At 42.4% G+C, this 14,559-nt stretch carries 9 protein-coding genes and 1 pseudogene; 5 read left to right on the top strand and 5 right to left on the bottom strand.

What is annotated here, in order from left to right; genetic code table 11:
• Nucleotides 1-53: 53 nt before the first annotated feature.
• From GS501_RS09055 to GS501_RS09040, 5 genes and pseudogenes are all read right to left on the bottom strand, one after another.
• A complete protein-coding gene (locus GS501_RS09055; protein WP_160831542.1) occupies nt 54-2,042 on the bottom strand; it encodes a glycosyltransferase in 1,989 nt (662 codons plus the stop codon).
• Nucleotides 2,043-2,061: 19 nt separating this feature from the next.
• Complete coding sequence (locus GS501_RS09050) at nt 2,062-3,579, bottom strand: glycosyltransferase (RefSeq protein WP_160831541.1); 1,518 nt, start codon at nt 3,577-3,579, stop codon at nt 2,062-2,064.
• Between the two features lie 406 nt (nt 3,580-3,985).
• The gene (locus GS501_RS09045) at nt 3,986-4,786 is read right to left on the bottom strand and encodes an ABC transporter permease (protein ID WP_237442505.1); all 801 of its coding nucleotides are present in this window, start codon (nt 4,784-4,786) and stop codon (nt 3,986-3,988) included.
• 428 nt (nt 4,787-5,214) lie between these two features.
• Nucleotides 5,215-5,758, bottom strand: a pseudogene (locus tag GS501_RS10160) (hypothetical protein).
• Between the two features lie 90 nt (nt 5,759-5,848).
• Nucleotides 5,849-7,297, bottom strand: a complete 1,449-nt coding sequence (locus GS501_RS09040) for an LTA synthase family protein (protein WP_370517985.1) — start codon at nt 7,295-7,297, stop codon at nt 5,849-5,851.
• Nucleotides 7,298-7,404: 107 nt separating this feature from the next.
• Between GS501_RS09040 and GS501_RS09035 the strand changes: the two genes are divergently transcribed.
• The 5 genes from GS501_RS09035 (at nt 7,405) to GS501_RS09905 (ending at nt 14,548) form a co-directional block, all read left to right on the top strand.
• On the top strand, nt 7,405-9,111 hold the full coding sequence (locus tag GS501_RS09035; RefSeq protein ID WP_160831539.1) for a beta-3-deoxy-D-manno-oct-2-ulosonic acid transferase: 1,707 nt from the start codon (nt 7,405-7,407) through the stop codon (nt 9,109-9,111).
• Nucleotides 9,112-9,124: 13 nt separating this feature from the next.
• Complete coding sequence (locus GS501_RS09030; RefSeq protein ID WP_160831538.1) at nt 9,125-10,477, top strand: capsule biosynthesis protein; 1,353 nt, start codon at nt 9,125-9,127, stop codon at nt 10,475-10,477.
• Nucleotides 10,474-11,697, top strand: coding sequence for a glycosyltransferase family 1 protein (locus GS501_RS10155; RefSeq protein WP_160831537.1), 1,224 nt, complete (start codon nt 10,474-10,476; stop codon nt 11,695-11,697). Before GS501_RS09030 ends, GS501_RS10155 begins: the two co-directional genes overlap by 4 nt.
• A gap of 298 nt (nt 11,698-11,995) precedes the next feature.
• Nucleotides 11,996-13,312, top strand: a complete 1,317-nt coding sequence (locus tag GS501_RS09910) for a glycosyltransferase family 1 protein (RefSeq protein ID WP_202405390.1) — start codon at nt 11,996-11,998, stop codon at nt 13,310-13,312.
• Nucleotides 13,313-13,327: 15 nt separating this feature from the next.
• On the top strand, nt 13,328-14,548 hold the full coding sequence (locus GS501_RS09905) for a polysaccharide biosynthesis/export family protein (RefSeq protein ID WP_202405389.1): 1,221 nt from the start codon (nt 13,328-13,330) through the stop codon (nt 14,546-14,548).
• The last annotated feature ends 11 nt before the right edge of the window (nt 14,549-14,559 follow it).

The raw sequence follows: 14,559 nt of genomic DNA, 5'->3' as shown, positions 1-14,559 counted from the left end.
CCTAAAAAGGCGGATAAGGAGTTCCAGAAAGAATTACTAATATCCAAGAGAGTTTAGAAAAACTTCCGCTTAATTTTTTTTAAAAAGCTCTCATCTAATTCAGAATTAATTATAGACGGTATTGCAGGAGTTTTATTAACCTCTCCTTCAACATCAGGAGTGCTAATAATAAAATATTCAAATGTTGAACTATATTTCCCCTTTGTTTCTAATCTAAACTCCACATCAGATACCTCCTCCGATAACACAAAATTACACTTAATCGTTTTTGTTTTATCTTTAGGTGTATTTTTTTCTATCGAAAGGTCACCACTGTTACTACAAACATCCAAAGTTATTCCACGACAATCACTATCATCAGAAAAAACAGCTTCTACTTCATATTTTCCTGGAGAGAGTGAAATATAAGGTCCGTATACGACACGCCCTTGATGAGATTTATTAATAACGATGCCCCCGCTTGTGCGATGTACATCAATTAACTGAATTCTCGGATCCGTATAGGGGATAAGTAAGGCTCCCATATTAACTAGGCGAATATCTCGCAGGGTTCCTTCAAAATCTCCATAAACAGTCATCCTAAATTCAACACAATCCTCGTCATTCAACAATTTGAATACAAAACATTCTTCATCACGAATATTACGTGTATGATGCGTTCTATTGAACTCAGCAACAACATCTGATCCCCAATTTGTCGAAACATCTAGAAAAAGATCTCTGAAAACAGTATTCTCACTAAATCCAAGTATTAATTTATATTGCCCACGAGGAAGTTTAATAAATGGTCCATACATCACGCGACCAGATTGGCCTTCCCGTATTGTAATACCTTGTTTTGTTTTTTCACCAACCTCGTCCACAGTAAAATCTTTATCTTTTGCTAACCAAAAAATTTCTTCTACTTTCTTCAGACAAATTCGACTAATAGTTCCTTCAAAATCACCAAATACATTTACTCGGAATTCAACATCACGAACATCTCGCTCTAAACTAAAAAACACTGCATGCTCATGGGTTGCAACCTTTTCATCTTTCTTTATTTCATGATGAGCTACAGTATCACTTCCATAACCTGATGAAATATCAACTAGTAAGTTTTTAAAAGTTGTATTGTTATCAAATTCAAATATCAATTTGTACTGCCCGGCCTTAAGACTTACAAAAGGTCCATACATAACACGGCCTTTTTCACCATGGGCTACAACAATTCCCGATTCCGTTAAAATTCCAACCTCATCGATAACGATATTATGATCGCTAGGCAGCCATATATGATCCTCTTCCCCGTAAGCTTGCTTAGCTCTCCACATATCGCAATAGTTGTTCGTCCCTGTCATTCCAAGCTCGGTCACGTCTCCAGCCTTAAGCTTGTTACGTTGACCGACTAAGACCTTATCTGGAGAAACATAAACGACATTCTGTGGCTGACGTTCAGGAGTAATATATCTTACTTCTCCCAAATATTGATCGTCCGCCTCCGTCGACTGACCTTTAAGGGCCATAGAAGCGGCAAAACTCCGCCCTAATAATGCACCAGCAGTCGGATAATGGTCGTGAGGACCGTAAAAACGATTCTGAGTATTCGCTACAACATTATCAATGGCAATTTGCCATTCTGGACGACCAGGAAGTGACCATAATGGAGTGGTTTGGGTACACACCCAACATTCCATACCGTCGTAGTTCTCCATGAAAGCCGCGACACCATAACGCCGCGGAATATTCCAAGGATTCAACAACTTGATAGCAAGATCAAAATAAATCCCACCATATACATACATCAAACAATAACGTGCGAGATCACATTTGTATGAATACGGAGCAAGGGTATCAAATGCCGTAAGAACTTCCGTTCCTAATTTATCGCCAATAAAATATCGTAACTCTTCTCCCCCCCATATCTTATATTTGGCATCCGGATATAAGTCGCGGGCAAGCTGTGCATTACGCTCAAGGTTTTCAGGTAACTTGTCAGGAACCTGAAAATTATCAACGATAAACACCTGATGAAGCCAACTTATCTTATGGAATTCTTTCATGATATTTTTACTTGCTTTCTTACTGGGAGAAAATTTTGTAGCTTACGAAGCTACCTACGAAGAATCGATTCACACATAGTCGAAACTCGACATTCTCTTCATTCTGATCAAGGGTAAAGGCCGTTTCGATAAGACCCTTTTTCATAGTTGCCCTCTTTAAGTTCAAACTCTGGATCGTCTTATGCAGATCACCCGTTGCAATTTGAATGACAGCGCTTGCAAAATAAGTTCCCGGAGAAAATTCAATAAGGAGTCTATAATAGCCCTTGGGTAAAGAGATATATGGGCCGTAAACAAGCCTACCCTTTTGCCATGGGTTTGTTGAGATACCACCGTCTTTTTTAAATCCGATTTCTGTCCGAAGTGCAGGGTCAGAAAACATCCACTCTCGGAAGTAAATTGGTTCAAGTTCAAATTTTGAGATCGCTCCCCTAAATCCTTCCTCCGTTCTTACGAGAAACTCTACCTTCTCCTTGGGACTATCAAGCACAAAGAACAGATCAACACTGCTATCATGATCTATCTCATTAGGCGTAAACACCTTCGATGCTAGATGTTCTTTTTGATAATTTGCCATAATATCAATTTTTATTTTTCTAAACGACGTTCCTGGCCGGAACTTAACACGCAGCCTGTATCCCCCTATACTTAAACAAGCATAAGGACCGTGACTTAATAGACCATTGTATCCTTCAGGCGCACTAATACCCTCCGGGGACTTTGAAACAGGCGACGAAACATGCAGAAGACAATCATCTGCATTCCATTGGCTCGCTTTTTCGCCGTAAACTACTCTTCTTTCCCACATTCTGTTGTAATTATTACTTCCTTCAATCCCCGGGTGCAGTGAATCACCTCCAATTTTTTGGTTGCGGAAGGCAATAACGTCCCCGTTTTTAGAAACGTAAGACACATTAAGCACAACAGAATCAGGGGTAACGCTACGACAACTACCAACATACTGGTCATCAGCCGCGATATCCTGTCCCTTCTCTACGAGTGCAGCAACAAAAGAACGCCCCAGTAAAACTGCTCCCGTAGGATACAAGGGATTTTCACCGTAAAACCTAGATTTACAATTTTCCACTATATACTGGATAGCAATTTCGAACTCTCGTCGTTTAGGTAACGCCCACAAAAATCCAGCCTGAATAGCAGCCCAACTAGGAGACGTAAAAGATACATCACGACATGCAGCTATACCCTTACTCGTAGGGATCTTCCACTCTCTCGCAACATCTATACCAAGATCAATGTATAATCCTCCGAACAAGTAAAGAATAACATATTTTGCAAGGTCAGCTTTATAAGAATAAGGGGAAAGTAGGTCATAAGAATAAAGAACATCATCTCCAAAATTTTCTTCTATAAGACCACGTATCTCATCATTTCTCCATAATTTATACTCAGCAGACGAATATACGTTTCTAGCTGATTCGATATTTCTTTCTATAAATCTTGGTATTGATAATGAAGGACCATGATCATCGAGAATAAGTATCTGATGAAGGCGCTTAATCTTATGGAGCGTTTTCATACGTTATATTGTCCAACCTTGCTTCTAGGGTACGGGCGTTTGACTAGCTGATCCAACTTCTCTATAAAACTCAGCTTTAATATTAAATTTTCTTGCGCGTCAAGAATGAGTAATCTTGGTTTACTCCGTCTCCTTAGATAACCTTCCCTTAATGAACACCTGTCATGCCTTATCCATCCGATACCTGAAATAGTTTTTGCTATTCATATCTATACGTTGACATAAGCTCCGGTTAGAAAAATCTGAGAGAGCATCCTTAAAATACCGATACCCTTGACGACACAGAAAATTATAACGACTAAAAAACAAAATCCAATAAGAAGCATGCGCTCCACCCAATCTCCCTGGACAACAAGAAAGTAGAATTCGAGATAAAGGTAAATTAAATTTTAATATATTGAATATATTATTGAATAATAATATATCTCTTCACCGTCATAGTTAAATGAAGACCAATTATAGTCAGTATAAAGTTAACACATATCGTGTAAGTAATATCATAATGTGCGTGAGCAGCAAACCCAAACTGTCCAGCACGAACCATCTCAATAGCTTCCGAACTCGGCGATGACATAAGTATCCAACGATACTTCTGAGGAATCCAATCAACCATGACAAATGCACCTGTCAACGGAAGAGCAAGATAAGAAGCCATTCCTACCACCTTTTCAAGGAGCTCCGTACGTTCGGATAATGATGCCACCAACAACCCCGTATTATAAGAAAACCAAGCCTGAAAGAACAGGCCCAATACTATAAGCCCTATAGAGGAAGGCAACTTGATACTCCCCATTACAAAAGCAGCTAAATATACAACGATACCTCCAGCAATAGTCCCGATTATCTCCAAATACATACGAGCTGATATAATATCAACAGGAGTAACTTGCCTATGGAAAAGAAGGCTTCCATTGGCCTCGAATGCCTTAGTAGAACGCCCAATACAGTGACGCCACATCGTGAGAGGAACATATCCCGTTATCACAATAGCAGTCATCGGAAGACCATGCTCAAAAGGAGAACGTATCGCAGTCCACACAATAGCTACGCCAGCGCAAAACAGTGCTGGTTCACCCGCAAACCATAAAAATCCTATATTTTCACGACCAAACCTTGTATTAAGCTCGCGGTATATCAAAGCAACGATAACGTTATACTGCAGCTTAAAAAGACCTATTACTTCCTTTAGGCTCATCATTTTTGACATGTTGCTAAGATTTCCGTTTCCATTCTTATGGATTCTCTCGCATAAGACATAGCGATCAACTTTCCCCGATATGCTCTCTACTGCGGATATACCAAAAAAAACGAAGCTGTTCTATGCCTCAGATGGCAAAATGCAGCAAGGACATCCAAAATGAAAATTAAGACAACCGATTTATAGTCAGTAGCTGTTTTCAAAAAGTTGAAAGCATGAACCTGTCATGGTTTACCGCCTACACGTCTGACGACACCATTTGGAAATTTATCTTTTTTCTTGATATTCCGTATACTTATCCTACAAAACCATGGTCTTATAGGTATTAATTATCTCAGAATTCTTTTGAGCTTTCAGACCTTTGATAGTTTTATCTTTGAGACTCTAAATAAACAGAATGATCATGGTGTGAGTTCCCTCAACCTATCTAGGTTTTGTTATAATTTAAGATAATCAACTGAAGCAGCGATGCAGAGCACGGACATGAAAGATGAAGCTGTTTTTTCATAGCGTGTTGCCACCGCTCTCCATTCCTTGGGCCTTGCCCAGGGATTTTCCATCAAATGTCTATTTTGTATGCCCATTGTGGACAGTAGGAGGGTAAAAGCCAAAGCTTTCCCATAGCCCCCCTGACGCTATGCAGACTTTTGACCCGAAGCCACCATGTGAGCGACCAAGGCCCTGACACGTTCCTGATCGCTCTCTGTTGCCCCCTTTCTTGCGACCCCGGCTGCTTTTTGGTGGGCACGTATGACAGTTCCATCAAAACAAAACCATTCCCAAGGTTGGATCAGCTTCGCTAAGATGATGAGAAACCTCTGCCAGACGCCCTGTTTCGACCAGCGGATAAACATGTTGGGCAGCCAGCCACTAAGGCCCCAGTTCAGAAGGAATGGCTGGAATCGTTCGTCTTAGATAATATGGAGCTCTTCTACCTTTGGAGCGATACTCTTCAATCAAGAGATCAAAGCGGAGCCACATCTCGTAAGGAATAGCTACCCAATTATATGAACACAGACAAAACCATCTACCCCTGGTTTATGTAGACAATTCAAATTATTTAATAAAAAATCAATCTCCATTATCACGTGCATAGCCGATCAAATCCAATACGAATTGGTAAATATCACTCGGTTCATCGATATACCCCGTTAGTGGAGGAGGCACGTCCTTCGACGAATAACGTCTTACAATATATGGAGTTCCCCGTTCAGCCCCCGGATTAACAACTTCAGGAATAGAAGGCCGATGGTCTCCAAAAAATACTAAGCAAGCATCCTGCCCACAATTACAGAGAGCTTCATCTAACTCATTCAACATTCGATCACTATTCATGGCATGCTGATACCACGTATCAAGTGCGTCTGCTGTGTTCATACGAGCACCATTCCATGGTCCATGGTTTTCCATTGTAACCGTATAAATCAACTCAGGCCTAGAAGCAGAACGGATGCGTGCACTTAGTAATTTCCCCAAGACTTCATCACCTACATAAGGCCCAACATGGTCACCTTTTTTAAAGGCTTCAGGTCCAATAACTTCCGTAAATCCCATTTCAGGGAGCAACCGTTCACGGCCGTAAAAACGTAAATCATGAGGATGCACAAAGACACGACTATCATATGATGCGGAAAGCATATTCGGCAACGCACACGACGTACTATCTTTCGCTGTCAAAAATGGATCATAACGCCTAAAACCAAGTGTGGCCTCTGACTGTCCAAACAATACCCCGAATTCTGTTCGCATAGTATATGCACCAAACCCACTAACATTCAGGCTCCCGTGCATAACCCCTTGTAAATTCCTCAATCTTGCTAACGTCGGGAGAGGAGGAAAATCTCGTTGTGCTGCAATACAGGCAGGGTCAGCGAATGACTCGCACTGGACAATTACCAAAAAAGGAGCTGAACACTGCGCAGGAATTAACGGAAGAGTTTTTTTCGGGGCAGACGTTCGTCTCCATCGGAGGAAATAGGAAAACAACGTTGGTAACAAACCATAACTTCTGACATCCCCAGTCAGGTTTGGTTCGAGCATAAGGTAACGCTGATAATAAAAGCACCAACCAGCCCATAACCAACCTCCACTAACACTTGCGATTAAGAAACCTGCAAGATGTGGGGACCAATCCATGGAAAACAAATATGCCATCCACCAGCCTGTCCCAATAACAACTGGAAGAATAAGTATTTTTAATAATAAAGGAATTGCTGCTAAGTAAAATCTTGGATAACGTAAAAAAGACCCAGCAACAGCAATATCGGTAAAGACTAGAGGCTCCCCTAAAACACGAAATTTTAAATTAGACACTGTAACAAGTATAAAAAATACCAGTACCGTTGTCCAACACGCTACCCAAATATTTCCTAATGCCGCTAGCACCAATCCATAAACAACCAAGATCAAGGCTGTATGTAATCCCGTTATTTTGCGAAGGAAGAGCTTAGGTTGAATCCAAAATTCAAGAAAAATTGAAGAAACAATCACGATAACAAGACTGAAAAACAACGCCACCACAGTTTAAAATACTCTCAATGCTCGATATCGTGAAAATAACACGAAGTGGTAAAAATATCAGCTCTTGTCTTACAATGAACTAACAAACTCTGTTAGGGTGCGGCATTATGAATTTTTGCTCCTCGCACCTCTCCTATGAGCATAATTGCAACCTGTTAGCGATACCAGACACGACGCAGTATGGTCAGTCCGTCCTGAGTGTCCGTTCTTATCCATCCTTCCCGGAGAACCTTTCAAAAATAACACAGTCATTCCAAGCTATCTTAGAAGAAGAACTGACTGGTCAATTTTGGTTGCCAGATGTCATTATCCCACGAACGATCCAAGCTATTGTATCATTATCTGTTGAAACAGAGGCTTCTGTTGCGCTTTGGCATCACATTACCACTGTGTTTAAACATGATGCCATTATAGTGTTTACATGCAATAAACGTATTGCAAAAATCATAAATCGTAGAGGCTATACCGTAGTTCTAAATGGCAATCTAAATAAAGCTATTAAGTCAGGTGTGAGAATATGGGCCGATGACTATAGCGCCGTTGCGTTGCTCGGAGCACTACAAAATTCAGACGTGTTAATTTGGTATAGCGCTACACGTTACAATGTCTTAACAAAGACAGAAGCTGTGAGCTGGATCAAAAACAATATCTCCTGGAAAAGCCCGTTCACAGGTCATGAAATATCTATTTCAGATGCCGTGCAAATCGTATCTGACGCGCGGCGCACTGTGAATCTGACGCGCGACATTTCTGTCTGTGTAGGGATGTCGTGGTGGAAAAAAGCACGGATACGTGCTTTTTTCAGCATTGGACGTCACCCCCCTCTCTTCCGACACGGCACTAAGGGAGCATTACGCGCAGTAAGTCGACATTCGGGAACTGTCGCTACTTGGGTTAGCCGAGTCCCTCACTTACTAGAGCAGGAGGCCGCAAAGGCAGGCGTGAACGTTTGCAAAGTTGAAGATGGCTTTATCCGCTCTGTTGGTTTGGGGAGTGACTTTTTACCACCATCCTCTATTGTTGTTGACAGGCAGGGAATATATTTCGATCCATCACAAGCGAGCGACCTCGAGACAATTTTAAACACAGCACATTTTGACGAGGCTTTAACCGAGCGCGCATCGTGTTTAATCCAAACGTTAATTGACAACGATGTGTCAAAATATGCAAAGTCAGATGTCGAAATTCATAGAATCCACGCACACCCTGGTCGTCGAAAAATATTAGTTCCTGGGCAAGTTAGTAACGATCTGTCGATACGTCTCGGCTGTGGAAAGATTAATAATAACTTTGGCCTTCTAAAAGCTGTGCGTGCCTCTGCACCAGATGCTCATATCACCTTTCGACCACATCCTGATGTTGATGCAGGCCATCGTCCTGGGCATATCCCTGATAGTAAAGTAATGCGGTATGCTGATCAAATCGCGCGAGGTGGTTCCATGGTCTCTTTGATAAACCAAGTGAATGAAGTCCATACCATGACCTCTTTGGCCGGGTTTGAAGCTATTCTACGGGGGCGTAAAGTCGTAACATATGGCTCTCCGTTCTATGCAGGGTGGGGTATTACATGCGATATGGGACCTGTGATCCCACGTCGAGTAAGGAAACTTACACTCACTGAACTAATTGCAGGGACCTTGATTCTTTATCCGTTATACCTTGATCCTAAGACACAACTTCCCTGTGGCCCTGAACTTCTTATCGAACGGATGTCCGACCCCACATTATGGAAGCCAATCCCAATTGTCCGACTAAGAAAACTTCAAGGACGGGTACGTCGCTTGGTTGGGAAAATTTTGGCCGAAACTCTCTGAAATACTGTTTTTTATGACCTTTCATGACGAATCTGAGCTTGATATACTGCCAACTCGCCACTTCCTCTTCTTGCAGGGATTGATGGGACCATTTTTTGAACGCATTGGAAAAGCATTACGACAAGATGGCTATCAAGTTTCAAAGGTAAATTTTAATGGTGGTGACAATTTCTTCTGGAGATTACCTGGTAGCGTTAATTATCGTGGTACGCTGCACGACTGGCCTAAATTTTTAGAACAACTCATTATAAAACGCGGCATTACCGATGTGCTATTATTCGGGGATTGTCGTGTACATCATATAGCCGCAGCGGATGTTTGTCAGAATCTCCATATTCCTCTGCATGTGTTTGAAGAAGGTTATTTACGTCCCGATTGGGTCACACTAGAGCTTGGTGGTGTCAATGGGCGCTCAAGCTTACCCCGTGATCCACGTTATTATTTGAATGAAGCGAATCTGCTGCCGCCCGAACCTTCCCATTCAAAAGTACCTTCTTCATTTCGAACAAGGGCTCTGCAAGGGATTGCTTACAATTCTGCTGATCTGCTGACACGTTGGTATTATCCACATTGGACCAACCACCGCCCCTGGCATCCTATCACTGAAGGAATTGGTTGGTTGAAGCGACTTTCCAAGCGAAAAAAGACAGCGGAGCAAACTAGAGAAACGCTCGCTCGCTTAAAAGCAAGCAACGCAGAATACATGCTCTTTCCCTTACAACTAGATGCCGATGCTCAAGTTCGCCTGCATTCCAATTTCCGTGGGACACAGCACTCTATAGAGTATGTAGTTGCATCTTTTGCAGCCTATGCTCCATGTGATACGGTTCTGATCATCAAACAACACCCTTTGGATAATGGATTGCAAAATTGGCGCAACATCGTCGCAAAGATTGGTCGCAAACATAATGTGCTCGGTAGAATCGGCTTTATAGAAGGTGGAGATATCGCTCTCTTAGTTCAGGACGCTAAAGGAGTTGTCACCATTAACAGTACGACCGGAACACTAGCACTCGCTGAAGGTATTCCAGTCATCACATTGGGACAGGCTGTTTATAGTATTAATGGAATTACCCATAAGGGTTCTCTTGATGATTTCTGGGCTAATCCACACCCCCCCGACATGGTATTGTTTGCAGCATTCCGGCGTGTTTTGACAGAGTATTGCCTTGTCCCAGGTGGTTTTTTCTCTGACGAAGCCATGGACAAGCTAGTCCGTGGCGTTGTCTCCAAGCTAGAACGCCATTCACCGAGATTATTTAATGCTCTCAAGACGCAGAAAGATAGCGAATTCTGGCATAGTATGCGCAGATCTGTAAATAAAGTTCCGGACAAACTTGTTGATATCGTTGGAAACATACAGTGACTAACAATACAAAGCCGCTATTTTTTATTCTTGATATTTCTCGTTTACTTTCCCGTTCTGGCGCTTCAGCACCCACGGGAATAGACCGTGTTGAACTCGCCTATGCACGCCATTTTTTGGCTCATTTATCAAACCGAAGTAGCTTTTGTGCAATGCATCCTTTTGGATTTATGGGATGCATAAAATATGAAACAGCGGAAAATTTTATCACATTACTGTCAAAACAATGGAATAATTCCAACATAGGACGCCCGGCACTTCGCGTCGCGACAAAAATCCGGCGCGGTCTTATTCGGCGACAAATTTTACGTAAAGACAATACTATTTATCTGAATGTGTCACACCATCACCTGACACACCCAAGAACAATCAACGCTTTTTTACGCAAAACAGGCGCTCGTTTCGTGCCAATGATCCATGATGTCATACCAATTGATTATCCAGAATATGCACGTGCACGCGAACCCCAACGTCATAAACGCAGAATAAAGACGGTTGCACAATTAGCTGATGCCGTTATCGTTCCGTCAGTATATGTGAAAGATACTCTATCACGTCATCTTGGTAAGAACACTCTATCACTTCCAATCTGGCCTGTTTTACATGGCGTCGAAGCCCCAATTGTAACCAAATTTACTGACACAGACGCAATACCAGAGATGAAGCGCATCTTAGGCCGACCATATTTTGTATGTCTCAGCACAATAGAACCTAGAAAAAATCATCTCCTCCTTCTCCTTCTATGGAGAAGAATGATTGAACAGCTTGGCAATACGGTCCCTGTATTAGTGATCATAGGGAAAAGAGGATGGGAAAATGAAAATGTTGTCGATCTTCTGGAACGCTGCCCGACTTTGGAAAATCATGTAATTGAATGTCAAGCTCTTTCTGATACAGATGTTCACGCTATATTGTGCGGAAGTAAGGGGCTCCTATTCCCAACATTTGTAGAAGGATTCGGGCTTCCTGTCTCCGAAGCACTTGCCCGTGGCGTTCCCGTATTATGCTCTGATATCCCAGTACTTCGTGAAGTTGGTGGTAATGTCGCTGAATACCTAGATCCGTTAAACGGTCAAGCATGGCAAGAGGCCGTCGCCGATTATAAGGACAATGGTATTCGCCGAAACGCACAATTGCAGCGGCTAGAAGAATGGCACACCATCTCTTGGGAGGATAGCATCAGGTTGGCCCTTACACATCTTGAAGAAAAATTCACGTAAGATAAAAATTTTCTTGTTCTCTCGAAGTTCTGTCATAGCTCTCATGTTTCCATAAGATTTTATACCACAACTATTGAATATAAGGTGCCTCTCCTTGGCTAAGTAGGAACTGCAACGTTTCCTGCCCCCACCAAGATGATCTTAAAAGTATGCTCTTCGCTCTCTTTATTCAAACTGGTAATAGGCGGAAGATTTTGCTATCGGGTGGCGAAGTTGTGTATGAAAGCAATCTATCAACTCTGCTGAGTTTATGAAGTTCCGCCAGGATTGGTTCCTTTTGCCTTGAGGATGGAAACATTTGTTGAAAGAAACACAGCTCCGTATCGGGATAGATGGATTTAATTTGGGGCTCGAAAAAGGAACTGGGGTAGCGACTTATGCGCGCACGCTAAGCCGTGCACTAACGGGAATGGGCCACCCAGTCGACGTATTATACGGATTAGACATTCCCAAGAGTAACTCTCCGGCAATCATGGAGATCAATTTTTTTGATACATTGTGCTCTGCTCCCCAGCCACGTAAGAGGTCAATTTTTACAAAAAAATGGTGGCAGGATCGAAGTCAGATAATTATAGCACCAAAAGTTATCAAAATTCCTATCACGGGACGCATTGACGCTCGATCTTTTTCAGAACGTCTTCCGATTTTTGATCGCCTCTTTAATGCTCGAAATTTATTCCGGAAAGCGGAAGAGCACTTTCGCCTCACGGGAAAGCTCATGCCCATACACATGAACAATCCTCCGCAGATCATGCATTGGACCTATCCTATCCCCGTGCAGTTAAAAGGCGCTCTAAACGTTTATACGCTTCATGATATCGTTCCACTCCGTCTACCACATACTACCCTTGATAATAAAACATATTACTTCCGTCTTCTGAAAAAAATTGGAGAACAATCCAGCGCACTTTGTACTGTGTCAGAAGCTTCAAAGAAAGATATACTATCTTTTTTTCCAGAATTTGATGGGAAATTATACAACACTTACCAAACTTCAGATAATAAGGATGCCATTTCAAATTACTCTGATGAGGAGTGCGTTACTGAAATACGGTCTAAGTTTAACTTGACTCCAAAAGAATATTTTATTTTTTTTGGATCATTGGAACCTAAAAAAAATATCGGCAGAATCATTGAGGCTTTTCTCGCTTCAAATTGTCGAAGACAACTTGTACTCGTCGGGGCTATGGCTTGGAAAACAGAAAATGAGTTACGATACCTCGACCATGGAATTGCCACTGGCCGGATTATGCTTATAAACTACCTACCAGAAAGAACCTTGTTTGCATTACTCCGACAGGCACGGGCGCTTCTGTTTCCGTCTTTAAGCGAGGGATTTGGCCTTCCCGTTCTTGAAGCAATGAATTGTGGGGTACCTACTTTAATTTCGGAAGAGGGAGCCCTTCCAGAAGTGGGAGGAAATGCGTCACTGCGAACAAATGCCTACGATATTAAAGCAATTGCTGACTCTATACGTAAACTGGATCAAGATGATGCTTTATGTGAAGCCCTGAGCATAGCTGGCTATCATCAGGCAACTCGTTTTAGTATGGAATCCTACCAAGAACTCCTCAGCAAAATGTATCATTCAATGCTGTCATTAGCCCAAAATTGAAAGAGTTGACCTTTGATGCGCTTTAAACATCTCGGATCTATTCGATACCTTAAACTTTCAGGAAAGAAATTTTTAGTCGGCCTTAGCAGCGTGGGGGCCTTAACTCTTTCCGGATGCAATAGTCTTCCAGATAGCGCACCTACAGAAAGCCACGTGCTAAAAACTGCACGCTTGCAACAAACTAATCCGCTTGGATTCCAAATTATATCTATTACTCCAAAAGTCATGGATATTCTATCGGCTGAAATTCCTCCCTTAATTTCAAGTCTTGATACGTCTACTTCTGACCGACCTCGTAATGACCATATTGGCCCCGGCGATGTGCTAACAATTACGATTTTCGAACTCGGAGGAGGCCTTTTCGTTCCTTCAGAAACCCAGAATAGTTCTAGCGCGGCGCCAGGACCATTAGCGAATGTAACAAACCAAAATCTTCCTCCCACGCAGGTAGAAACGGATGGTACGATTATTATTCCCTATGTTGGACGCCTACATGCTGCAGGATTAACTCCTCAATCCCTTGCAGAAAATATTCGAAATAGCCTACGAGGAAAATCACAAAATCCACAAGTCATGGTTCGAATATCAAACGATATTGCGAATACAGTCATTGTTTCGGGGGAAGTTCACAATCCAGGAAGGGTTGTTTTGAGTACTACTCGAGAGCACTTATCGGATGTTATAGCTATCGCCGGAGGCGCAATTCGTCCACCAGAAGATTCTCATGTCGAATTAGTCCGTGGTGACAAAGTTGGAGCAACAGACTTAGGCACATTAGAATCTGTTCCACGGGAAGATGTCTATGCCCATCCTGGAGATCGTATCCATGTCATCTATCAGCCTCGCAGTTACACTGTTTTTGGCGCAGCAGGCGCACAGGCCACGGAAGTACCATTTAAAACTCCACACGTCTCTCTTGCTGAGGCACTAGCGCGTGTTGGCGGCCCAAATGACAACCGTGCAGATCCCAATGCAGTATTTCTTTTCCGTTTTGAGGATCCAATAGCAGCCAAGCAATTAGGGCTTACAACACCTCCCACCCCTCAAGGGATACCTGTTGTGTATCAGATAGATATGATGAACCCGAACAGTTATTTTCTAGCGCAACATGTCCCCATGAAAACAAAGGATGTTCTGCTGATCGCTAATGCGAAAGCAGACAAATTTTATAAGCTCGATCAGTTGATAGGTACGCTGATTAGCCCCGCCATTACCGCTGCTTATCTAGCACGATAGAAAATCAAACA

The sequence above is a fragment of the Saccharibacter sp. 17.LH.SD genome (assembly GCF_009834805.1).
Classification (GTDB): Bacteria; Pseudomonadota; Alphaproteobacteria; order Acetobacterales; family Acetobacteraceae; genus Saccharibacter.
The sequence above is the reverse complement of the archived record's forward strand: the minus strand, read 5'-3'. Positions and strand labels throughout refer to the sequence as shown.